Consider the following 22,682-nt stretch of genomic DNA (forward strand, 5'->3'; position numbering starts at 1 on the left):
TTTACGCATGATCAAGTCTTTTACGATGCGCCTCGGACTCATTTTGGCGCTCAGCATTGCCACGCTCGTCTTTTTACTGACGATCGCACTCACTTCCCTCATCAGTCACCGGGCATCTGACGCGCTCGAGAAAGAAATCGGGGAACGCCTCTCGACGACATCACATCAATTGGCGGACAAACTCGATTTTTATATGTGGTCACGCTATCAAGAAGTCCAACTCTTACAAGGCCTCGATTTAGAAGACCGAGACGAGACACGTCGACTCCTCGACCAAGTCCAATCAAACATCCCCGCCTTCTCTTGGATGGGCGTCACGGATGCGGACGGGACCGTCGTCGCTTCGACGAACGGGATTCTCGAAGGGGCATCGATTGCGGAACGACCGGTTTATCTTGAAGCGCAAGATTCCCCATTTATCGGAGATGTCCACGAGGCAGTTCTCTTAGCTGAATTATTGCCGAATCCGACGGGAGAACCGCTCCAATTCGTCGATATCAGTGTCCCGCTTTTCCAGGACGGCTCGTTTCAAGGGGTACTTGCCACTCATTTAAGCTGGGCCTGGGGGAAAGAAGTACTCGAACATTTCAATCGAACGCTTCATGAACAAGTCGATGATACGGATTTATTCGTCATCAGTGAACGAGACAGTGTCGTGCTCCTCGGTCCAGACGACATGGTCGGAAAACCACTCCCTGTATCCTTTACAGAAGGCGCTTCCGTGAAAGAGTGGGATGACGGTCAAGACTATCTGACAGGCATGTCAATCGGAAAAGGATATGATGAATATCCTGGACTTGGTTGGCAGGTCGTCGTCCGTCAGCCGACGGCAGTCGCGTTTGCACCAGTCGAGACACTTGAAACGAGAATTCTATGGATTGGTTTATTGGCCTCACTTGTGACGGCTGTACTCGGTTGGCTACTCGCTTCGATCGTGACGAGACCGTTGAAGCGAATCACCGAAACGGCTTCGCTCATGGAACAAGGAAAAGCGAACACATTCCCCCATCAATCAGGAATCGAAGAGATTGAGTCGCTCGCTTTCGCGCTCGAATCGCTCGTCACCTCCCTTACGGAGTCAGAGTCGGAACGGGTACACTTTGAAAAACTAGCAAACCGTGACGCACTGACCGGTCTTTCAAACCGGGTCGCCCTACGTGAACAGCTGAATCAACTACACACCTCGCAAGAACCGTACGTCTTCTTTTATCTCGATCTCGACGGCTTCAAGGCGGTGAATGATACATATGGTCATGCGGTCGGGGACGAGGTATTGGTCGAGGTCGCACACCGGTTACGGGCGCTCCCCATCGAGGAGGTTTACCCCGTCCGATTGAGCGGAGATGAGTTCTTCCTCATGTTCCCAAGGACTGAGCGCTCGACCCAACAGGTTCGGGAGGTCGGAAACACACTCATCGAGATGATTTCTGAGCCGATTACGCTAGACATCGTATCGGTAAAAGTCGGGGCTAGTATCGGGGCGTCCATTTGGAGTCCACCGGAACCACCGCACATCGCTATCGAACAAGCGGACGAAGCGTTATATCGGTCAAAAGCGAACGGGAAACACCAACTTTCCTTCCATGAGTCGCTCTCATGACATCGTTTCCCCATGCAAAAAGGAGTTCATGATGAACTCCTTTTGCTTATTCTTCCGTTTCCGTATCCACGACTTTCTTCTGCACGTGTCGCCAGTCCGTTCAAGAATTCAATGACATCATACATTTCCTCTAACAATACGTCCTGTTCTTTATCGATTTCATCGAAGATAGCTTGTCCCCATCGTTCAAGGATTCCGCAGAGTTGAAGATAGTCATCGTTTTTGATTTTATTCTTGTCGCGCAACAACTCCAAATAGTCACGAACCTCTTTCAGATTTTCATGTGTCATCGAGATGGCACCCGCTTTTTCTGTCGCCAAGACTTTTTGATGGGTGATCAGATGCATCGCATCGACGCGATTGTCTTTTCTCGTTGATTTTCATCATAAATATTTACTCAACAAAAAAACCTGACATAAAAAAGCACTCGCCCCTAAATAGGAGCGAGTACTTCCTGTTCTTACGCTTCGAACAACAATTGTTCTGGATCTTCAATCATGTCTTTGATGTGCTTGAGGAATGTCACAGCCTCACGACCATCTACGATTCGGTGATCATACGAGAGTGCCACGTACATCATCGGACGGTTCTCCATTGTATCCGCATCGATGGCGACTGGACGGAGTTGAATCGAGTGCATCCCAAGGATAGCGACTTGCGGTCCGTTCAAGATTGGTGTTGAGAGGAGTGAACCGAACACGCCACCGTTTGTGATCGTGAACGTACCACCTGTCAAATCACTCAACCCGAGCTTGTTGTTACGCGCTTTGTCCGCGAGGTGAAGGATATCTTTCTCGATTTCCCCGAAGTTTTTGCGGTCCGCTTCACGGACGACCGGAACGACGAGACCATCTGGAGCCGAGACGGCAATCCCGATATCATAATATTTCTTCAAGACGATTTCGTTGCCTTGGATTTCAGCGTTCAAGTAAGGCATCCGCTTGAGAGCTGCCACTGCTGCTTTCGTGAAGAACGACATGAAGCCGAGTTTAACATCGTTGTCTTTCACGAACTTCTCTTGGCGACGTTTACGAAGTGCCATGACCGCCGACATATCGATTTCGTTGAACGTTGTGAGCATCGCTGCCGTCTGTTGCACTTCGACGAGGCGGTTCGCAATCGTTTGACGACGACGTGTCATTTTGATGCGCTCTTCTTCTTTCCCACTCGCTGCCGGTTGTGGTGCCGGAGCTGCTGCCGCTGGTTTCTGCTCTTTCACGGCTGGTTTGTCTTCATGTTTTGAAACGTCATGGACGTTGATGCGACCGATTGGATCGTTCGTTTGGACAGCTGAAAGGTCGATACCTTTCTCTCGAGCGAGCTTGCGTGCAGCAGGTGTCGCGATTGGTCCTTTACCCGGGCTCGCCACGTGCTCTTCACGTTTCTCGACTTTCTTGCCTTCTTCAATAGACTCTGTCTTTTTCTCAGTCGGTGCTTCTGTTTTCGTTTCTGTCGCGTTTTCCGTCTTCGTCTTCGTCGCGACAGCCGTTCCGCCACCAGAACCTGAACCGAGACGTGCGATAACTTCACCGACTTGAACCGTGTCCCCTTCTCCGGCAAGTTGTTCTTCTAACACACCCGCTTCGTCAGCCGGGACTTCGATATTGACTTTATCTGTCTCGAGCTCGACGATCGCTTCCCCTTTTTCGACTTGGTCGCCTGGCTGTTTGAGCCATGTCGCGACCGTTCCTTCCGTAATGGACTCTGCTAATTCCGGTACTTTGATTTCGATCACAATGAGTTCCCCCTTAACTTATTTACGATCTTTTTGATATGTGCTCGTGCCTGCAGCGCTCGAGACGACGTCACGAGAGAGTGCTTCACGGATGATGCGTGCTTGTTCTTGTTTATGAGCTGTCGGATTCCCTTCAGCCGGACTCGAACGACGGCGACGGCCGATATAACGGACATCGAGTCGGTTCGTTGTGACCGCTTCTAAACGAGGCTCGATATATGTCCAAGCCCCCATGTTTTTCGGTTCTTCTTGAACCCAGACGATTTCACGCGCGTTCGGATAACGACTGATGACATCACGAATCTCACGAACCGGGAACGGGTAAATTTCTTCGACACGGACGATATGCAAGAAGTCGAGTGACTCTTCTGACTTGCCGACTGCTTCCGCGAGATCGATCGCCATTTTCCCTGTGCAGAAAACAAGACGTTCGACTTTCTCTGTGTTCTCCCCGAGACCTGGCTGTTCGACGATTGGTTTAAAGCTCTCTTCCGTAAACGCCTCGACTGGTGACGTGGCGAGCGGGTGACGAAGCAGACTCTTCGGTGTCATGATGATCATCGGACGAATCTCTTCTTTCCCGAGCATCTCTGCTTGACGACGGAGAATATGGAAGTATTGTGCCGCAGACGAAAGGTTTGCAACTGTCCAGTTTTTCTCCCCGGCAAGTGTCAAGTAGCGTTCCATACGTGCACTTGAGTGCTCCGGCCCTTGTCCTTCGTAACCGTGCGGCAAGAGCATGACGAGGCCTGATTTTTGACCCCATTTCGCGCGTCCCGCCGAGATGAACTGGTCGAACATGACTTGTGCCGAGTTCGCGAAGTCACCGTATTGCGCTTCCCATAGGACGAGTGTATCTTGTGCGAATACGTTATAGCCATATTCAAATCCTAGCACCGAACCTTCTGAGAGCGGGCTGTTATAGACCGAGAATGATGCTTTCGCCGTCGACAACTCATGGAGTGGCGAGAATTTCTTACCTGACTCGACATCGTTCAACATGATGTTCCGTTGGGCGAACGTTCCGCGCTCTGAATCTTGACCGCTCAAGCGGACCGGCGTACCATCTGAAAGAATTGACGCGAAGGCGAGCGTTTCCGCATGACCCCAGTCAATTTTCCCACCTTCGCTGAACGCGTCACGGCGACGGTCGAGTACTTTTTGAAGCTTATGGAAGACACCAAAGCCTTCCGGCCAGTTCAATAACTCTTCATTCAATTGCGTGAGGAATTCTCGTTCGACGCTCGTGTCGACTTTCGGGAATCCTTTATGGACCGCATCCGGTAACACGATGTCTGCATCTTCTTCTTCAGAAGGAACGAGATCACGTGCCGCCTTCAAGGCTTGTTCGATTTTTTGTTCGATTTGCGTTTTCTCATCTTTCGTCATGACGCCTTCTTCCTCAAGTCGTGCGGCATAGACGTGACGGACAGACTGGTGTCCTTTGATGGCTTTGTAAAGGACCGGGTTCGTGTTCATCGGTTCGTCCATTTCATTGTGACCGTAACGACGGTACCCGATCAAGTCGACTAAGATATCTTTATGGAACTTGGCACGATACTCACTAATCAACTTCGCGACGGCAACACATGCCTCCGGATCATCCGCATTGACATGGAAGACTGGAATCTCGTAGCCTTTGGCGATATCACTTGCATAACGCGTCGACCGCGAATCGTTCGGGTCCGTTGTGAAACCGATTGTGTTGTTGGCGATGACGTGAACCGTCCCACCTGTACGGTAACCCGTCAAGTTTGTCATGTTGAGTGTCTCCGCGACGATACCTTGTCCTGGGAAGGCCGCATCTCCGTGGATCAAGATTGAGGCTGCCAAATCGTCGTGCTGTACAGCCGATCCTTTTTCAGAACGGTCATCTTGTGCGGCACGTGTATATCCTTCGACGACCGACCCGACGAACTCGAGGTGACTCGGGTTGTTCGCCAAGTTGAGACGGACTTCTTTTTGCTGTTCGACCACTTTCCGGTCAAGACCGAGGTGATATTTCACATCGCCTGACCAACCGAAGTTGATGCCGATTGACCCTTCAGATGGAATCAATTCTTTGTTCGGCGCGTGTTGGAACTCCGCAAAAATCATCTCGTACGGTTTGCCGAGAACATGGGCAAGTACGTTCAAACGTCCACGGTGGGCCATTCCGATATTGATATGTTCCGAACCGCTCGAAATGAGGCCTCCGACCATCGCATCGAGAAGTGGCACCATCGCATCCAATCCTTCGATTGAGAAGCGTTTTTGTCCGACGTATGTTTTATGAAGGAATGATTCAAACAGTTCGGTTTCAGCCAAACGTTTGAACAACTCGACTTTTTCTTCTTTCGAGAAGGTTTGCTGTAACGCCCCTTGTTCGACTTGACGACGGATCCACTTCTTCTCTTCCATGTCATCTAAATGACGAAGTTCGATGGCGACCGTTCCTGTATACACGTCAAGCAAGTGACGGAATAGTTCTAAGGCGCTCGCGTTTGGTTTTGGTGCATCGTCTGATAAAAGGCGGGCCGGAATTTGTTTTAAGTCTTCTTCTGTCAAATCATAGCGTGACAGTTCGAATAGTTCCTGCTCGCGCGGGTGATCTTTTAGTGGATAAATATCAGCTGCTTTATGACCGAAAGCACGGATGTCGTTGATGAGCCGTGTCGCCGAGACGACCTTCTCTAAATCAAACGATGGACCCGAGACCGGCACTTCTGTCGGTGACGACGTTTCCGGTGCCCCAAATTCGTCAAAATATCGACGTGTTTCTTCATCGACCGATGATGGGTCTTCCAAATATTGTTCGTACAGTTCAATGATGTAGCCTAAGTTAGGACCATAAAATGCTTGCGATTTCTCGTGAACATTCGACGACTCTCCCATTGAATAAATCCCCCTTATCCATTCCTAAACGTTCAATCTGTGAACGCTTTCATTTTAACATGTAGCCCGAAGCAGTTCACCTTTCTCCTACCCTGGTGAACAAAACCAAATCTTGCCTCTTACGCTCAACTTCATACTACACCTTTCGTCGCAGAAAGACCCTTACAAATTCACAATTCGTCCATACTATTTCAATAAGTTTTGCTTATCGATAAATTGTGTCTTGATGTATTTGTTTCAACAATTTCAAAAAAAGATGAAACCTTATTTCAAACAGCCCCGTAATAGGGAGTGTAGGCATTACACTATTACTCTTAACAGAAAGCTAGGTGACCACATGTTATCCGTACAAAATGTCCATAAAAAGATGGGAAAAGCAACGGTATTGACAAATGTCAGCTTTGACGTCGTTCCAGGAGAAATTTTCGGATTCCTCGGACCGAACGGCGCCGGGAAGACGACAACTATTCGAATCATCACAGGCCTCATGCCTGCGACGCACGGGACCGTGACAGTCGATGGGTATGACGTGGCGAACAACCGCCAAGAAGCGCTCAGCCGAATCGGGGCCATCGTCGAGAATCCTGCATTCTATCCGTACATGACGGGCCGGGAAAACTTGATTCATGCGATGAACTTGATTCCGAACTTGAAAAAAGTCGACTTGAATGCACTCGGTGCCCTCGTCGGACTCGACGGAAAGCTCGATATGAAAGTCAAACAGTACTCACTCGGGATGAAACAGCGCCTCGGGATTGCCCGTGCCTTGTTGCATAACCCAAAAGTGCTCATCTTAGATGAGCCGACGAACGGTCTTGACCCAGCCGGTATCGCCGACCTTCGGAATTACTTACGCCATCTTGCGGACCACCGCGGAATCGCCATCCTTATCTCGAGCCATTTATTGAGCGAGATGGAATTGATCACCGACCGTTTCGCAATCATTGACCAAGGACAAATCAAGTCAGTGGAAGACGGACAGACGAAGGCTGACAGCGTCATCCTCTGTAAAGTTGCCAAGGAGCAGATGAACGAGGCACTTGACGTCGCAGCACTCGCCTTCGATGATGTGAAAATCGTCCAGCAGTCTGCCGAGTCGTTTATCGTACCGCGTCAAGAGACAGACATTCCGGTCTTACTGAAACAATTAATCGAGCGCGATATCGCCGTCTATCAGATTGGCATGAAACACGAGTCGCTCGAAGAACAATTCTTGAAATTGACGAAAAAAGAAGGAGGTACGAACAATGCGTTCATTACTCAGCAATGAATGGATGAAATGGCGTCGTACGATTAAACCATACGTCGCCCTAGGCGTGTATACGGCAATCATCCTCATCGTATACGCTGTATTGGCCAGTGGTGAAGGGACACCAGAAGCGGCATCGTTCTTTGAATTTTCAACGATGGGTGCCATCGCTTTCTTGAGTATCTTTACGATTGTCTTTACGGCAGAGATGGTCGGGAACGAATTGAAATTTGATACGTTGAAACACCTGTTGATGAGCCCGTACTCTCGCGACCGCATCTTATTGTCGAAGCTCGTCATGGCCGTCCTCGTCATGTTGCTCCAATTCGTCTTTATCTTGGTCGTCGCGTTCGGGTTCTCACTCACGTTAGACGGCTCTGTCACATGGGATGTCGTCGGTCCGATCCTCATCAGTGTGAGCGGACCGATCTTCATCATCTTCTTGACGCTCATGTTCTCGGTCGTCTTCAAGTCGGTCGGCGTCGTCATCGGTTTCACGGTACTCGCAAACTTCGCCTCAAGTATCATCGGCGGTCTTCTTGTCGCTTGGAAACCTGAGCTTGCGAAATGGATTGTCTTCTTGCATACAGACCTTTCCATCTATGACGTCAACCCAGAGTTTATGAAAGCGATGGACGCGACGATGGGCTTCTCGATTTTCTATGTCGCCCTTCATATCATCGCCTTCTATCTCATCACGGCATTTATGTTCCGCAGTAAAACGTTTGCAGAATAAACAATCAAACCCTTTTGATTCCGTAAAATCAAAAGGGTTTTTTCTTACGCATTTCGATTTGTGTGACGCTTCTCCCTCACCTTTGTCACACAACCTCAACATTCTGTCAAAAGTCTCCCAACTGTATGCGATATGATGAAGGTGACAGCATTTAAGAAGGATGTGATATTATGGCTCTCACAATCGGATTAGCATTGCTCGTTTGTTTGATTGCACTCATATTCACCATCATGGTCGGGCTCGGGAAAGACCGCTCCACGTACAGCCAAAAGAAGAGCTGGTCGATGGTATCTTGGCTCTACATCATCTTGCTCCCTGTCTCGTTCATCGGACTTGGTCTTCTCTATTATTTCATTACGAAGTAACGTAAAAAATCACGACGCCAGAAAATAGGCGTCGTGATTTTTTCATGCGATTAAGTCGCTCCAAATTTTGATGGTACTCGCTAAGATGAGTAGCGCTAAAATCCATTGGAGTGCTTTCGTATTCATATTCTTCCCGACATTCGCCCCGATTGGAGCGGCAATCAGGCTCGCGATAATCATAATGATGGCCGGACCCCAGACAATTTGATCGGTGATGATTTTACCGAACGTCGAGCCAATCGACGAGATGAAGGTGATGGCGAGGGAACTCGCAATCGCCATCTTCGTCGGGATGCGTAAGACGACAAGCATGATCGGCATGAGAATGAAGGCTCCCGCTGCCCCGACGATTCCTGCCGCAATTCCCACGACGAATGCTGAACTTGCTGCAATCACTTTGTTGAACTGTACTTGATCAAGCGGCATGTCGTCCACTTTCGGCTTCGGCAAGAACATCATGATGGTGGCAATCGTTGCGAGTACGGCATAGACGACATTGATCATCGTTTCCGAAAGAATCGTCGATCCGTATCCACCGATGAAGCTACCAATTAATACCGACACCCCCATGTAGAGAATCAACTGCTTGTTTAAGTATCCACCTTTACGATAGGCATAAATCCCACCGATTGTCGCAAAGAAGACTTGAATGGCACTAATTCCGGATACTTCGTGCGCGCTAAAAGCGGCAAACCCTAGAATCGGTGGAATGTATAACAACATCGGATACTTGATGATCGATCCACCAATCCCGACCATCCCTGAAATAAACGACCCGATAAATCCAATTAGAAAAATTGTAATGATAAACCCGAACTCCATATAAACTCCTCCATTTGCTCTCGTATTCTCTACTTATTCAATCGATTCCCAAGCCATCATTCCGCCTGATATGTCATAGATTTCCGTATAGCCAGCAGCCTGTAATTGACTAGCCGCCTGGGCACTTCGGTTACCGCTTCGACAAATGACGTAGATTGGTTCGTCTTTCGGATACGACAGTTGGTTTGCATCTAATGAAGAAAGTGGTGCGTTCACTGCCCCTTCGATATGCCCCCCCTCGTATTCAGACGCTTCTCTTACGTCAAGAAGCGTTATTTCCTCGTTTTCCAATTTGTTTTGTAGAGTTTTAACGTCAATTTTCGTAATTTCATCCTTTCCTGATGTGATTACAAAGATAAAAATCGCCATTAAAACCAAAATCCCAACAAATAAGGAAATCCTCTTCATATTTTCCCCTCCAATTCTTTTCACTTGCGCCCATTATACCTTAGGGGGTATATTAAAGCCAACGAAACATTCTCGTTGCCAAAAACCTTAACCATGAAAAGGAGATCAAAGACTCATGAAGACGATTACGACTACTGAATTAGAAGCGTTACTTCAAGCTGACGACTCACTCAACCTCATCGATGTACGAGAGGTGGATGAATATGCTGGAGGTCACATCAAACAAGCGAAAAACGTACCACTTTCTGAATTCGGGGCAAAAGTCGATGAGCTCGATCGCTCTAAACCGATTCACGTCATTTGCGCAGCCGGTGGACGCAGCATGAACGCATCTGCTTATCTTGACTCACTCGGATTCGACGTCACGAACGTCGACGGTGGGATGATGAGCTGGCAAGGCGAAGTCGAATAAACGATTACTTTACTCATAGGGGGAAATTTATATGCTATTACGTTATTTTTATGATGAGAAACTAGCACAAGCTTCATATATGGTCGGTTGCCAAATGACGGGAGAAGCGATCGTCATCGATCCGGCCCGTAACATCGAGCCTTATCTTCAAGAAGCGAAAAAAGAAGGCATGAACATCGTCGCAACGGCAGAGACGCATATCCATGCGGACTTTGTGTCCGGTTCACTCGAACTCGCGAAGCGCACAGGTTCGAAAGCCTATCTATCAGACGAAGGTGATGCTTCTTGGAAGTATGCATTCGCGAAAGAAATCGACGCACAACTCGTCAAAGAAGGCGACACGTTCAAGATCGGAAACGTGACACTCGAAGTCATGCACACACCTGGTCATACACCGGAACATATTTCGTTCCTTCTTTATGACCGCAACCAGACACAACCGATGGGGATCTTCACAGGAGACTTCGTCTTCGTCGGAGATATCGGTCGACCTGACCTTCTCGAAGAAGCAGCCGGTGTGAAAGGAACGACGGCAATCGGTGCGGAACAAATGTTTGATTCACTCAAAAAATTCATGGCACTTCCTGACTTCGTTCAAGTCTGGCCAGGACACGGCGCAGGTAGTGCTTGCGGGAAAGCACTCGGTGCGATCCCCACATCGACGGTCGGTTACGAGAAAGCGACGAACTGGGCGCTTCAAATGACGGACAAAGATGCCTTCATCAAAGAATTGACGACGGATCAACCAGAACCGCCGAACTACTTCGCCATGATGAAGAAAGTAAACAAAGAAGGCATTCAAGAGACGACGGACATCGCTCGTCCTGAAGTCGTCGGGTCGGACCGGCTCGATACACTCGTCGAAGAGACACAGGTCGTCGATACACGTAAAGGTGAAGATTTCGCAAATGGTCACGTACCAGGGACAATCAACATCCCTTACAACAACAAGTTCGTTTCTTGGGCAGGCTGGCTCGTCAACTTCGACAAAGACATCACGGTTATCGCAAGTGCAGAAAACGTCGATCAAGTACAAACAGACCTCCAATCAATCGGTCTCGACCGTCTTCGCTTCATCGTCCCAGTCGAAGAACTCGATGCATCACTTTTGACGGAAACGTATACGGACGTGACGGCAGAAGAAGCGATTGAAGCTGCTGAAAAAGGTGACGTGTTCGTCCTCGACGTTCGAAACGCGACAGAATGGAACGCGAGCCATTACGAAAAGGCAGAACGTATCTTGCTCGGTAAGCTCGCACGTGACCACGAAGGTCTTCCGACAGACCAAACGATTGCGGTGCATTGTGCGTCAGGCGTCCGCTCACGCATGGCGGCAAGTGTCCTTCAATCGCTCGGCTACAAAGATATCCACAATATCCTCGGTGGCTACGGCGCGATGAAGACTGTCTTGAACGCTCAACAAATCAAGTAATGCTATACTGACTATGAATATGGCGCCCGCTTCGAGAGGGGCGCCTTTTGTTTAGGAGGGAAAGACGTGGTCGCCATCGGTCCACTCAACATTCGTTTCGATTTACTCATCTTTTTACTAAGCCTTGCCGTCCTTTACGGCATCTTCCGCTTTCTCGGATTGTCGAGTAAACAGCGTGAAGCGGTCATCGGGACATGGTTCTATGGTTTTCTTGCCTGGAAAGGAAGCGCCATCGTCATCGGTCTGTTGACGACACGTGACCTATCGCTCGCTCTTTACGCCACAGGAGGCGTATGGTCTCAATGGATTGCGGCTGCTGTCGTCCTTTGGTTCGTCTATCGACTCGACCGGAACCTTTTAGGGTATTGGGTGCTGAGCGGACTCCTCATTTGGTTCGGGATGACACTCGCGGTTCCAGTATACGGGACGATTTTGAACCTTTCCGACCAGCCGATTCATCTATGGAGCGCCATGCTCATTTTTCTGCTACTCGGAACGACGTGGCGCTGGATGCATGAACCGACTCGTGGAAACATTCTTTGGACAGTATGCGGTGCATCCGGCATCTGGCTATTTAAGTCATATGCGGTCGGACAGATTCAATGGTGGATGATTGTCATCGCCCTCGTCCTCTTCGGATTGACGGTCTATCTCGCCCGCCCTTCAAAGAAAGTGATTCAAATTAGTGTCGGAGTCCTGGTCGTTCTCGCGGTCGTGAATGCTGTCCTGCCAGAGAAAGCGACACAATCTGTCACGACAGAGACGGCGTCGACCGGTTTGAACATCGGGCAAATTCCCCCTTCGTTCGAATTACAGCGAACCGATGGGAGTACATTCGACTTAACTTCACTACGTGGTCAGCGCGTCGTCGTCAACTTTTGGGCGTCCTGGTGCCCGCCTTGTCGGGCGGAGATGCCGGATATGGCGGCGTTCGCGAAAGAGCGAGATGACGTGACCATCGTCGCCGTCAACACGACGACGAGTGAACGCGACCCCGCCGATGCCGTCTCGTTCGTCGAACCGTATGAAGACGCATTTACCGTCGTCTATGACCGTGACGGCCAAGTCGGAGATGCGTATCGGATTCAAGCGATGCCGACGACGTATGTGCTCGATGAATCGGGTGTGATCATCGCGAAGCAATTTGGTGCCATCGACAAGAATTGGCTCGACGCCCAATTGAATTGAACATGACAAAACCGCCGACAAAGAGTTGTCGGCGGTTTATCTTATTGCTTCAAATAGCCTTGTGCTTTCAAAAAGTCTTTGACGTCAAGACGTGTCGATTTCGACAACATGCGTCCCATTTGGCCAGTCCACGTGTCTTTACGCGGATTCGATCCCCGGACCATGTAGTAATCATGGATCAACGCGTCGTAATCCGAAAGTGACTGTTTGATCCGTTCTGGATTCGCCTCGTATGCGTTCTCATGGTAGATATGATGGAACGGTAGACGGGGCTTTTGATCTTCGACTGAAGCCGGTACACCGACGGCCATGCCAAAGAGCGGAATGACCCGTTCCGGCAATGCGAGCACTTCTTTCACCGCAAAGAGGTCGTTCCGAATGCCACCGATATAGCAGACTCCGAGCCCCATCGACTCTGCCGCCACTGCCGCATTTTGTGAGGCAAGTGCAGCGTCGATCACAGCGACAAGCAGTTTCTCATCGGTCTCAAGTGTTGCGGACACTTCTGTTTCTTGCAGTTCACCAATCACCTCATGGCGATGCAAATCCGCACAAAAGACGAAGAAGTGACCGTTCTCGACCACGTAATTCTGGTTGCCCGCAATCTCAGCGAGTCGTTTCTTTTTCGCTTCATCGGTCACCCCAATGATGGAGTAGGCCTGGATAAAGCTAGACGTCGATGCCCGTTGTGCGCTCTCGACGATGGTCTGGATTTGTTTGTCTGTCAATTTCTCGTCCGTAAAATCGCGGACGGAACGGTGGTTCAATAAGGTCTCAATCACTTCGTTCATACGTTCTTCCCCCTTTTTTTCAATCTTGGCATAAGCTATCTGAATCCACAAATGAGAGGAATCCATCGGGCACATTTTGAAGGGAGGACGCTCACATTTCGTTTTCTTATGCTATCATTATAAGCTACATAGTAAATACGATAGCGTAACTTCGAATAAGGAGCGATATAGATGAAAAGAATACCATTTTACATCCCATTCCTACTTGGGGTGCTATTCCTCTCAGGCTGCACGGATGCCGACGTGAGTGTCTCGACGTCGACGTCAACCGAAGAAACAGTGGAAAAGGAACCTGTACAAGAGGAACAAACCACCGAGCCCCCTAAATCTGAAGGCGATGTATTTGAAGGCTATACAACGATCGAGGTCGATGGCGGCGATCAGTCCGGCACACGGGAGGCGAATGTCGTCGTTGATATCGGCTTTGGCGACCGAGAGTACTGGGCGTTCACGAACGAACACGGTCAACTGGTTCGCGTGATTGCTGATGAGATCATTCTTCAAAACGACGAGACCGAAGACGTCAATTCTTCAGGACGCTATTATGCAGACGAGGCGAAAGTTCCGGGTGTCGAAGACCCTAACCTCGACGAAGGCCATATCATCGCCGATTCACTTGGCGGTGTCTCGAACGCCTATAACATCACGCCACAAAACAGCGCACTCAACCGTTACGGCGACCAGGCATTCATGGAAGATGTCATCCGGAAGGCTGGCGGGGCGAAAGACTTCGAAGCCATCATCACCTATCCGAACACGACGACTCAGATTCCTTCCCGCTACCAATACACGTATACCGTACGGGGCAATACGGTCACCGATACGTATGATAACGTGGATCCGGAGGAAGTGAACGAATCGCTCGGATTGACGGATGATTCCCCTCCTGCAGTGACGACGGAACCAGTCGAGGAACGGGAATTATCCGATATCGACCTTGACGGAAACGGACAAGTGACAATCAAAGAAGCAAAGAACGCCGGATTCGAGATGCCGATCACGCGTGACCATTGGCTGTATCAATACATGGACGACCGAGACGGTGACGGGATGGTCGGGGAATAACTATGACGAACGAGACGTTTCTCCACGAGAGAGGCGTCTTTTCGCATAGAAAAAAACCGCGGTGTAAGACCGCGGTTACGTGTTTAGTTCGACATTTGATTCAAGAATGGTGCGAGATCGACGTTCAACTCTTTCGAGAGACGCTCTCCGAGTTCACGGTCCGCACGATAGAAGTTGCAGATCAAGAGGAGAACGGTCTTCTCGTGACGAACTTCTTTGATATGCGCCACGAGGTTACGAACGAGTGCATCCTTCTCTTCCTGAGAGTAGCGACGATATACCTCTCCGGCTTGACCGAAGTCGTTCGTCTTCTCAATCTTCTGACGACCCGTCACGCCTGTGATCGGTTGCGGCGTCTCGATATAGTCCGCATTCGGCTTCGGTGCGTCTTCGTAACGGTTCGGCTCGTAGTTGACCGGGCTCGTCTGTTGCTTGAACGGCATCGCCCCGTCACGCTGGTTGTTCGCGACTTGAGCGAACGGGCAATTGATCGGGAGTTGGAGATAGTTCGGTCCGATGCGGTAACGTTGCGTATCCGAATACGAGAAGAGTCGTCCTTGGAGCATCTTGTCTTCTGACGGCTGGATCCCTGGTACGAGGACGCCTGGGTTGAAACCGACAGACTCAGTCTCGGCGAAGAAGTTATCGACATTTTTGTTGAGGGTCATCGTTCCAACCAATTGATACGGGATGACATCTTCGAACCAATCTTTCGTCGCATCGAGCGGGTCGAAGTCAAAGTTGTCCATGTCCGCTGGGTCGAGAATCTGTACATATAGATCCCATTCCGGATAGTCTCCATTTTCAATGGCGTTGAACAGATCACGTGTCGCATGGTTGAAGTCTTCTGCTTGGATTTTCGCCGCTTCTTCCATCGACAAGTTTTGAATCCCTTGCTTCGGTACCCAGCGCATCTTTATGTACACCGTGTTGCCGAATTCATTCACCCACTTGAAGGAATGGACGGATGACCCTCGCATGTGGCGATACGATGCTGGGATTCCCTCGTCACTGAAGAGATGCACGAGCATGTTCGTTGATTCCGGTGTGAGCGACATGAAGTCGAAGAAGCGGTCCGGGTCTTGAAGATTCGTTTGTGGGTCCGGCTTGAGCGAGTGAATCACGTCCGGGAATTTAATCGCGTCACGGATGAAGAAGACCGGTAAGTTGTTTCCGACGAAATCATAGTTCCCTTCTTCCGTGTAAAACTTGACGGCGAAACCGCGTGGGTCACGAAGCGTCTCCGGTGAACCTAATCCGTGGATGACGGTCGAGAAGCGCGCAAACACAGGCGTCTCTTGCCCTTCTTCTTGCAAGAATGCGGCTTTCGTATAGCGTTTCATACTATTTTTTACAGTGAAGACACCATGCGCCCCTGCGCCTCTCGCGTGAACGACACGTTCTGGTACTCGTTCACGATCGAAATGCGCTAATTTCTCAATTAGTTGGTAGTCTTCGAGAAGCGTCGGGCCCCGACGACCCGCAGTGATGGAGTTGGCGTTATCCCCGATTGGTACGCCTTGGTTAGTAGTTAGTTGACGGTGTTGATCCATATGATTGCCTCCCATTATTTATAATCATTACAATATTGATATTAATCAAAGATTAGAATGATTACAAATAAAAAGCTCGTGAATCACGAACTTTTTTTCATATGTCTCTTTTGTTTGGATTTTTCACGTTGATGGAGCGTCACGACGAAAAATGCTGCCAAGATACCGCCTAGGGACCCCGCGATGATGTCGACCATCGTATCGTCATTCCCGTTCCCTTGCATCGTCGTGTTCAGGACGACGTCAGATGTGAATTCATACATCTCCCAAAGCGCCGCCCCAGCCATGGAAAAGACGACAATGTATACGAACAAAAATCGTTTCGGGATCTCGGTCCGAATGTCATCATCGAGCCTACTGAAGAAGTCGAATCCAAGGAATGCGAGAAAGATTCCGCTTAAGAGATGAAGGAACGTGTCCCACCATCCATTCCCGTATAGTCCGACAATCGATCCTAAATACTGGGAGGCAAACAAGAACAGGATATACGCCACCTTCATCTTGCCATCGAGTTCTGTTTTAAACGTCTTTTCAATGAAGAACGGGATGAGCCCAGAAATGATTCCGGCCCCCGCTACACTCGCATCGAACCATGATTCTTCAATGATTGATGTGATAAGTATGATCGCCATGAACAAGACGAATCCAAATTCGAGGATACGTCCTTTCGTGAGCTTCATGATGCTTCGCCTTCTTTCGTCTAGTTTGTTCTCTATATGCTCTATTCCCAACTCTCAATCGTGTTCAACCACACAATTGAATTTAGTTGGACTCTCTTGCTATTTACGAACATACGTTCTATAATTAATATTATGAATTCGAGGAGGAACTTGCTATGCCGATCAATCCGTATCTCAACTTTAATGGGAATTGTCGAGACGCCGTAACCTTTTATGCCGATGTGTTCACCCACGCCGCTCCAGACATTATGACGTTCGGTGATCAACCTGGTCCAGACGGTCAACCGGTGCCGAGTGAAATGGCCAATCTTGTGCTGCATACCCGACTCTCGGTTCACGGCTCATCGCTCATGTTTTCTGATGCGATGCCTGACGGACCGGTCACATTCGGGGACAATGTCACGCTCGCTGTCGTCACAGACGACCTCGAGGCCATCCATCGTGAGTTCGAGGCGCTCTCTGTGAACGGACATGTCTTGATGCCGCTTCAAGAGACGTTTTGGAGCAAGGCGTACGGCATGCTCGAAGACCAGTTCGGCGTCCAGTGGCAGTTCAGCCACGAAGCATAACGACAAAAATCCCCGATTCGTCAGAATCGGGGATTTGCTTATTTTTGGGCAACGAAGAAGATGCGCTCGGCATCCGCTCCTGGTGCATGTTCGGTGAAATCAGAGGTGACCGATTTGACATGGAAACCGGCACCAATCAACCATTGCATGTACTGCCCTGGTTCATACGTCCGTTGTTCATGTGTCTCCTCAATTCGTTCATACGTCCCATCTTCAAGCGCGACGAAGAACGTTAAGTCATGAACGACCGACAGCGGGGCTTCTCCCGGGTCGGCAAACCAAATATATGAGCAATCTTCTCCGTTTGACGCATACGTCTTTTGGTTGAAGAGCGTCTGCATCTTGTTCGGAGCATGGACATCAAAGATGAACAAGCCGCCTGGTTTGAGTTGATTGTAGACAGATTCAAACGTATCAATCACGTCCGCCTCGTCTCGCAAATAGCAAAGGGAGTCGCAAAGAATCGTCACCGCATCGACCGGTTCCGGTAACTCCAACTCACGCATATCTTGTTCCCAAAGCGGCAACTCGATTTCGGCCTCGAGCGCCTTTTCTTGTGCGACTTCGAGCATCGACTCGGATAAGTCGATCCCCATGACATCGTAATGTTCAGCGAGGCGAATCGTCGCCGACCCGGTCCCGCACCCGACATCCGCGAGTGTCGCGCCATCTTGGACGTGACGACGCACGAAAGCGACCCACTCATCATACGGCGCGTCTTTCATCAACTCGTCGTATACATAGGCGAATCCTTCGTAAGCCATTAGCCGACTTCCACTTCGACGTGTGGCGCGTCAGCCCACAATTTCTCTAGGTTGTAGTAATCACGGTCATCACGATGGAAGATGTGGACGACGACGTTTTCAAGGTCAGCGAGGACCCAACGTGCCGTGTCCATTCCTTCGAACTTGTGGAGCGGTAAGCCGTTTTCGCCAGCAACGTCTTTGATTTCACGTGCGATCGCTTCGACTTGCTTCTCCGAGTTCCCGTGACAGATAACGAAGTAATCTGCGATTGGCGAAATCCCTTCCATGTCGAGTACAACGATTTCCTCGGCACGTTTATCGTCAGCCGCTTTAACAATCAATTCTAATTCTTCTCTTGCAGTCATATTGACCCTCCTAAGGTATATTCACAAAATCGTTATACGTTTCAATCGTCAGTGGAAAAATACGCACCGACTTCTTCAATAAAAATTCAATCGTTTGTTTCAGTGTCGCGACAACCGCCGCTTCGAGCGAACGCTCCACTTCTGCCCGCAACCGGTCGACGCCGGGATAATTCCGATTCGGTTCGATGGCATCCGCCACGAACAGAATTTGGTCGAGCCGAGACATCCCGGGCTCTCCCGTCGTATGATTCCGAATCGCCGAGAGCACCGCGTCATCCAGGTCGTATTGACGGGAAAGTAAAATCGCACCGACCGGCGCATGAAGTAGTTCGTCCCCGTACTCAAGTAGATTCGGGTCTAACCCTTCTTCCACGACGACTCGACGCATTTCTTCGACGTCAAAGTACTTCGCATAATCATGAAGCATGGCAGCAAGACGAGCCTGTTCGACCTCTTCACCGAATTGAATCGCCATGCGTTCCGCCGTCTCGACGACACCGAGCGTATGGATATAGCGTTTTTCTGGCAGCGTCTGTTTAATCAACTCGTGCGCTTCTTCAAACGTCATACAACTTATGCTCCTTCACATACTCCTCGACTGGCGTCGGGACAAGATATTTGATGGATTTGCCTCGTTTCGCCCGTTCCCGGATGTCCGTCGATGAAATCTCGAGTTGCGGCATGTCAATCGCGTGGACGTCTGCTTTCTCCGGAATCAAATAACGTGTCCCTGGCCGTGCGACCGCACCGAACGTGACAAGACGGATGAGCGTCTCATAGTCATACCAGGATTCGAGCGAAACGAGTGAATCGGCACCAATCAAAAAGTAGAATTCATCATTCGGATACTGTTCGATCAGCCGTTTCATCGTCTCGACCGTATAAGACGGCTCACTCCGTTCAAACTCAATCAAGTTCAACTTGAAGTCGGACTGATTTTGTATGGCGCGTCGCGTCATCTCGATTCGGTGGTCTGCCGAGCTGAATCCGACCTTATGTGGTGGAATCGCAGCCGGCAGGAACCACACCTCATCAAGTTCAAGCTGTTCACGCGCTTGTTCCGCGATTAACAGATGTCCGAGATGCGGCGGGTCGAACGTTCCGCCCATCAAGCCGATCCGGCTCATGGGAGTTTGATTTGGCGATTTTCTTTCTCGGTCGCCTCTTTGTACAAGACGATGACTTTTCCAATCACTTGAACGACTTCAGCCTGTGTGCCTTCAGCTAACTCACCAGCGACATCTTTAGGCGTGTCCATGCAGTTTTGAAGTACTTGAACTTTAATCAATTCACGTTTCTCGAGTGCGTCCGCGATATCTTTACACATCGCTTCGCTGACTCCATTTTTCCCAACTTGATAGATTGGTGAAAGATGGTGCGCTTCTGCGCGTAAAAAGCGTTTTTGTTTACCTGATAACATAGTATATTATTCCTCCAATAATCCTTCGATTAACTTTTTTCCAACGGTTTCGTCCGGTTTCACGCCCGTCCATTTCTCGAACGAGAGCGCGCCCTGCCCGACGAACATGGCTACACCTGTCACAACTTTGGCTCCGCGACGTTTCGCTTCTTGAAGCATCGGGGTGACAAGTGGACGATATATGATATCACAAACGACCGTGTTTTGTCGTAATCCTTCCAATGAAAGTGGTGTCGATCTCTCGTCCATCCCGACAGAAGTGGTCTGAATGATGACATCAAATCGAGAGACGTCCATCTCATCAAACGTCGTGTAGACGACTCCGAACGTGTCGGCGAGCGCTTTTGCCCGTTCCACAGTTCGATTGACAATCGTCACGTCACGCGTCGGGAGAGCTTGGACAATCCCCCGAGCCGCTCCTCCGGCACCGACAATCAGGACACGCCCTGTAAAGTCTGTGTATGGCATCAGCGCTTGGACAAGACCTGCCCCGTCCGTATTCGTCCCGATAAGTCGCCCGTCTCGTTTATACACCGTATTGACGGCTCCAGCATGTTTCGCCGCTTCGTCAAGGTCATCGAGATACCGAACGACCACCTCTTTATAGGGAATCGTGACATTGAATCCATCCCAGTCCCCTTCTCGCATTGCCGCAAATAAGGCTGGGAGTTGATCTGGTGTGGCATCGATGGCCTCATAACGCCCGAAAAGCCCAGACGCCCTCAACCACTGCTCGTGCAGTTGGGGAGAGAGCGAATGAGCAATCGGGTGACCGATGACGGCCAGATTCATACGAGCGCCTCGCGAAGTGTGACTGCGACGCCTTTTGGAGCCCATGCTGCGATACGGCCACCTTTTCCGTGAATCGCGACCCAACCGAGACCACTGAACACGATATCCGTTTTCACGCCGTCCCGTAAGCTGAACTCATGACGGACGAGTGGCGGTAAGATTTCGAGTGTCTTCTCATTCGGCGGGTTGAGCATCTTCCCAATATGTTGGTCATAGAGCTCATCGGCACGTTCGAGTTTCGTACGGTGTGCTTTCAATTCATTCGACATATAAATGACGAACGATCGCTTATTTCCTTCAAGATAATCTAAACGTGCCAATCCGCCGAAATAGAGCGTCTGCTGCGGATTCAACTGGAACACGTGCGGCTTGATTTCTTTCTTCGGTGTGATCGTCTTCAAATCTTTCGCATCGACATAGTGTGCCATTTGATGACGGTTGATGATTCCTGGTGTGTCGTACAAGTTCGCATCATCGTCGAGCGGAATGTCGATCAAGTCAAGCGTCGTTCCCGGGAAATGACTGACGGTGATGATGGCTTCATCCTCTTCACCGAAACGTTTGATCACCTGGTTGATGAGTGTCGACTTCCCGACATTCGTACAACCGACGACAAAGACGTCTTTGCCTTTGCGGTAGTACTCAATCTTTTCAGCGAGTTCATCGATGCCATGTCCTTTTTTCGCACTGATCAAATGAACGTCGATTGGGTTCAAGCCGAGTTCTTTTGCCTCTGCCTTCATCCAGTTCGCCATCCGGTTCGGGTTGACCGACTTCGGTAACAAGTCGACCTTGTTTCCGACTAACAGTACCGGGTTCGATCCGACTGAGCGTTGAAGACCCGGAAGCCAACTGCCATTGAAGTCGAAAATGTCGACGATTTTGATGACGAGTGCTTCTTTTGAACTGATACCATTCAAGATGCGCAAGAAGTCATCATCTGATAACTCCACATCTTGAACTTGGTTATAGTGCTTCAATTTGAAGCAACGTTGGCAAATGACAATCTCACGGTCAAGTGCCGATTTCGGTGCATAGCCGACCCCGTTCGGGTCTTCCGTTTGGATGGCTACGCCGCACCCAGCGCAATATCGTTTTGTTTCTTCCATAGTTATACTTACTGCCGTTCAGGTTTCCCCTTCTTCATTCACCGTAGCACCTCGCTGCTACTCCTGAAGCGTTAATTCCGACGCCTTGCTCGCCGTACATGGGCAGCCTCCTTCTTCCTGTGCGTTCGAGGTCTTATTCATCTTTTTTATGTGAATCTTCGGAACGTGGATGCATGGCCTCACCGATTTTTTCAGCGACCGCGACTTTTGCCCGTTGTGCGTCAACGGCAAGTTCTTCCACTTTTTTCGTGATCAATACATACTTCCCACGACGCTTCATATGGGCGAAGACCACTTTTTCGAGCATCCGGTTAAATTTCGTGACGAGTCCGTCCGTTTTGACGACCGGTTGCACATGAATGACATGAATGCCCGCCATGTTTGCCCCGAGAACGTCTGTGAACAGCTGGTCCCCTAAGAAGATGGCTTCCTTCGGCGAGTACCCATATTTCGAGAGTGCCGCTTTAAATCCAGATGGTAATGGTTTTCTAGCACGAGCGACATAATGAAGGCCGAGCGGCTCCGTAAATGTTCGTACACGATTCTCGTTATTATTTGATACGACAATCACATCGAAACCGTATGATTTCACTTTTTCAAGCCACATCAGTAAAAGCTCTGGCGCATGTGGGACGTCCCACGCCACGAGTGTATTATCAAGGTCCGTCAAAATGACGCGCACCCCACGGTCTTTCAATTCTTGTAGGTCGATGTCAAACACAGACGCGACGAACTGTTTCGGATAAAGTCGATTAAACACGTAAAATTCCT

General features: G+C 49.7%; 25 protein-coding genes. 9 read left to right on the forward strand and 16 right to left on the reverse strand.

The features are described from left to right. Positions 1–7 precede the first annotated feature (7 nt). Positions 8–1,600 (forward strand): sensor domain-containing diguanylate cyclase, encoded by a 1,593-nt coding sequence (locus tag KOG47_RS09775; RefSeq protein WP_215244142.1) that lies wholly within the window; start codon positions 8–10, stop codon positions 1,598–1,600. Positions 1,601–1,626: 26 nt separating this feature from the next. Here the strand turns inward: KOG47_RS09775 and KOG47_RS09780 are convergent, their stop codons facing one another. The 3 genes from KOG47_RS09780 to KOG47_RS09790 form a co-directional block, all read right to left on the reverse strand. After that, positions 1,627–1,947, reverse strand: a complete 321-nt coding sequence (locus KOG47_RS09780) for a DUF6241 domain-containing protein (protein WP_215244143.1) — start codon at positions 1,945–1,947, stop codon at positions 1,627–1,629. Between the two features lie 113 nt (positions 1,948–2,060). After that, positions 2,061–3,335: a 2-oxoglutarate dehydrogenase complex dihydrolipoyllysine-residue succinyltransferase gene (odhB, locus tag KOG47_RS09785; protein ID WP_215244144.1), complete on the reverse strand. Its 1,275-nt coding sequence runs from the start codon at positions 3,333–3,335 to the stop codon at positions 2,061–2,063. An 18-nt stretch (positions 3,336–3,353) separates the two neighbouring features. After that, positions 3,354–6,209: a 2-oxoglutarate dehydrogenase E1 component gene (locus tag KOG47_RS09790; protein ID WP_215244145.1), complete on the reverse strand. Its 2,856-nt coding sequence runs from the start codon at positions 6,207–6,209 to the stop codon at positions 3,354–3,356. A gap of 337 nt (positions 6,210–6,546) precedes the next feature. On the opposite strand from KOG47_RS09790, the gene KOG47_RS09795 reads away from it, so the two are divergent. The 3 genes from KOG47_RS09795 to KOG47_RS09805 all read left to right on the forward strand — a co-directional run bounded on the left by KOG47_RS09795 (position 6,547) and on the right by KOG47_RS09805 (position 8,559). Then, positions 6,547–7,479, forward strand: a complete 933-nt coding sequence (locus KOG47_RS09795) for an ABC transporter ATP-binding protein (protein ID WP_074037619.1) — start codon at positions 6,547–6,549, stop codon at positions 7,477–7,479. Further along, the gene (locus tag KOG47_RS09800; RefSeq protein ID WP_215244146.1) at positions 7,457–8,194 is read left to right on the forward strand and encodes an ABC transporter permease; all 738 of its coding nucleotides are present in this window, start codon (positions 7,457–7,459) and stop codon (positions 8,192–8,194) included. Before KOG47_RS09795 ends, KOG47_RS09800 begins: the two co-directional genes overlap by 23 nt. Before the next feature lie 170 nt (positions 8,195–8,364). Beyond that, positions 8,365–8,559: a hypothetical protein gene (locus tag KOG47_RS09805; RefSeq protein ID WP_214696058.1), complete on the forward strand. Its 195-nt coding sequence runs from the start codon at positions 8,365–8,367 to the stop codon at positions 8,557–8,559. A 42-nt stretch (positions 8,560–8,601) separates the two neighbouring features. Here KOG47_RS09805 and KOG47_RS09810 read toward each other — a convergent pair whose 3' ends face one another. Both KOG47_RS09810 and KOG47_RS09815 read right to left on the reverse strand, forming a co-directional pair. Beyond that, positions 8,602–9,381, reverse strand: a complete 780-nt coding sequence (locus tag KOG47_RS09810) for a sulfite exporter TauE/SafE family protein (RefSeq protein ID WP_074032693.1) — start codon at positions 9,379–9,381, stop codon at positions 8,602–8,604. A 33-nt stretch (positions 9,382–9,414) separates the two neighbouring features. Beyond that, a complete protein-coding gene (locus tag KOG47_RS09815; RefSeq protein WP_251125222.1) occupies positions 9,415–9,789 on the reverse strand; it encodes a rhodanese-like domain-containing protein in 375 nt (124 codons plus the stop codon). A 115-nt stretch (positions 9,790–9,904) separates the two neighbouring features. On the opposite strand from KOG47_RS09815, the gene KOG47_RS09820 reads away from it, so the two are divergent. From KOG47_RS09820 to KOG47_RS14890, 3 genes are all read left to right on the forward strand, one after another. Beyond that, entirely contained in the window at positions 9,905–10,201 is a 297-nt protein-coding gene (locus tag KOG47_RS09820; RefSeq protein WP_015881009.1) for a rhodanese-like domain-containing protein, read from the forward strand. Between the two features lie 31 nt (positions 10,202–10,232). Then, positions 10,233–11,633: an MBL fold metallo-hydrolase gene (locus KOG47_RS09825; protein ID WP_196431451.1), complete on the forward strand. Its 1,401-nt coding sequence runs from the start codon at positions 10,233–10,235 to the stop codon at positions 11,631–11,633. 66 nt (positions 11,634–11,699) lie between these two features. Next, positions 11,700–12,821, forward strand: coding sequence for a TlpA family protein disulfide reductase (locus tag KOG47_RS14890; protein ID WP_159561911.1), 1,122 nt, complete (start codon positions 11,700–11,702; stop codon positions 12,819–12,821). A 41-nt stretch (positions 12,822–12,862) separates the two neighbouring features. Here KOG47_RS14890 and nfsA read toward each other — a convergent pair whose 3' ends face one another. Next, positions 12,863–13,612, reverse strand: a complete 750-nt coding sequence (gene nfsA / locus KOG47_RS09835) for an oxygen-insensitive NADPH nitroreductase (protein WP_159561910.1) — start codon at positions 13,610–13,612, stop codon at positions 12,863–12,865. Positions 13,613–13,783: 171 nt separating this feature from the next. Here nfsA and KOG47_RS09840 point away from each other — a divergent pair, with 171 nt between their 5' ends. After that, the gene (locus tag KOG47_RS09840; RefSeq protein ID WP_215244147.1) at positions 13,784–14,677 is read left to right on the forward strand and encodes a DNA/RNA non-specific endonuclease; all 894 of its coding nucleotides are present in this window, start codon (positions 13,784–13,786) and stop codon (positions 14,675–14,677) included. 83 nt (positions 14,678–14,760) lie between these two features. Here KOG47_RS09840 and KOG47_RS09845 read toward each other — a convergent pair whose 3' ends face one another. Both KOG47_RS09845 and KOG47_RS09850 read right to left on the reverse strand, forming a co-directional pair. Continuing rightward, a complete protein-coding gene (locus KOG47_RS09845; RefSeq protein ID WP_031421259.1) occupies positions 14,761–16,230 on the reverse strand; it encodes a catalase in 1,470 nt (489 codons plus the stop codon). 83 nt (positions 16,231–16,313) lie between these two features. Then, entirely contained in the window at positions 16,314–16,910 is a 597-nt protein-coding gene (locus KOG47_RS09850) for a DUF2238 domain-containing protein (protein WP_074037627.1), read from the reverse strand. A 155-nt stretch (positions 16,911–17,065) separates the two neighbouring features. Between KOG47_RS09850 and KOG47_RS09855 the strand changes: the two genes are divergently transcribed. Then, positions 17,066–17,479 carry a VOC family protein gene (locus KOG47_RS09855; RefSeq protein ID WP_215244148.1) on the forward strand — a complete coding sequence of 138 codons (414 nt, stop codon included), beginning with the start codon at positions 17,066–17,068 and terminating at the stop codon, positions 17,477–17,479. A gap of 38 nt (positions 17,480–17,517) precedes the next feature. On the opposite strand, the gene KOG47_RS09860 is transcribed toward KOG47_RS09855, so the two are convergent. From KOG47_RS09860 to KOG47_RS09895, 8 genes are all read right to left on the reverse strand, one after another. Further along, the gene (locus tag KOG47_RS09860) at positions 17,518–18,243 is read right to left on the reverse strand and encodes a class I SAM-dependent DNA methyltransferase (protein ID WP_047795583.1); all 726 of its coding nucleotides are present in this window, start codon (positions 18,241–18,243) and stop codon (positions 17,518–17,520) included. Then, entirely contained in the window at positions 18,243–18,590 is a 348-nt protein-coding gene (gene rsfS / locus KOG47_RS09865) for a ribosome silencing factor (protein ID WP_015881000.1), read from the reverse strand. The genes KOG47_RS09860 and rsfS overlap by 1 nt, the downstream gene beginning before the upstream one ends. A 10-nt stretch (positions 18,591–18,600) precedes the next feature. Next, entirely contained in the window at positions 18,601–19,158 is a 558-nt protein-coding gene (gene yqeK / locus KOG47_RS09870) for a bis(5'-nucleosyl)-tetraphosphatase (symmetrical) YqeK (RefSeq protein ID WP_215244149.1), read from the reverse strand. Further along, the gene (locus KOG47_RS09875) at positions 19,148–19,717 is read right to left on the reverse strand and encodes a nicotinate-nucleotide adenylyltransferase (RefSeq protein ID WP_074037631.1); all 570 of its coding nucleotides are present in this window, start codon (positions 19,715–19,717) and stop codon (positions 19,148–19,150) included. Before KOG47_RS09875 ends, yqeK begins: the two co-directional genes overlap by 11 nt. Continuing rightward, positions 19,714–20,010, reverse strand: a complete 297-nt coding sequence (yhbY, locus tag KOG47_RS09880; RefSeq protein ID WP_015880997.1) for a ribosome assembly RNA-binding protein YhbY — start codon at positions 20,008–20,010, stop codon at positions 19,714–19,716. The genes KOG47_RS09875 and yhbY overlap by 4 nt, the downstream gene beginning before the upstream one ends. 6 nt (positions 20,011–20,016) lie before the next feature. Continuing rightward, positions 20,017–20,802, reverse strand: coding sequence for a shikimate dehydrogenase (aroE, locus tag KOG47_RS09885; RefSeq protein WP_215244150.1), 786 nt, complete (start codon positions 20,800–20,802; stop codon positions 20,017–20,019). Beyond that, positions 20,799–21,911 (reverse strand): ribosome biogenesis GTPase YqeH, encoded by a 1,113-nt coding sequence (yqeH, locus tag KOG47_RS09890; RefSeq protein WP_015880995.1) that lies wholly within the window; start codon positions 21,909–21,911, stop codon positions 20,799–20,801. Before yqeH ends, aroE begins: the two co-directional genes overlap by 4 nt. A 133-nt stretch (positions 21,912–22,044) precedes the next feature. Continuing rightward, positions 22,045–22,671 carry a YqeG family HAD IIIA-type phosphatase gene (locus KOG47_RS09895; RefSeq protein ID WP_015880994.1) on the reverse strand — a complete coding sequence of 209 codons (627 nt, stop codon included), beginning with the start codon at positions 22,669–22,671 and terminating at the stop codon, positions 22,045–22,047. Positions 22,672–22,682: the final 11 nt, after the last annotated feature.

The sequence above is a fragment of the Exiguobacterium sp. s121 genome (genome assembly GCF_018617245.1).
Taxonomy (GTDB): Bacteria; Bacillota; Bacilli; order Exiguobacteriales; family Exiguobacteriaceae; genus Exiguobacterium; species Exiguobacterium profundum.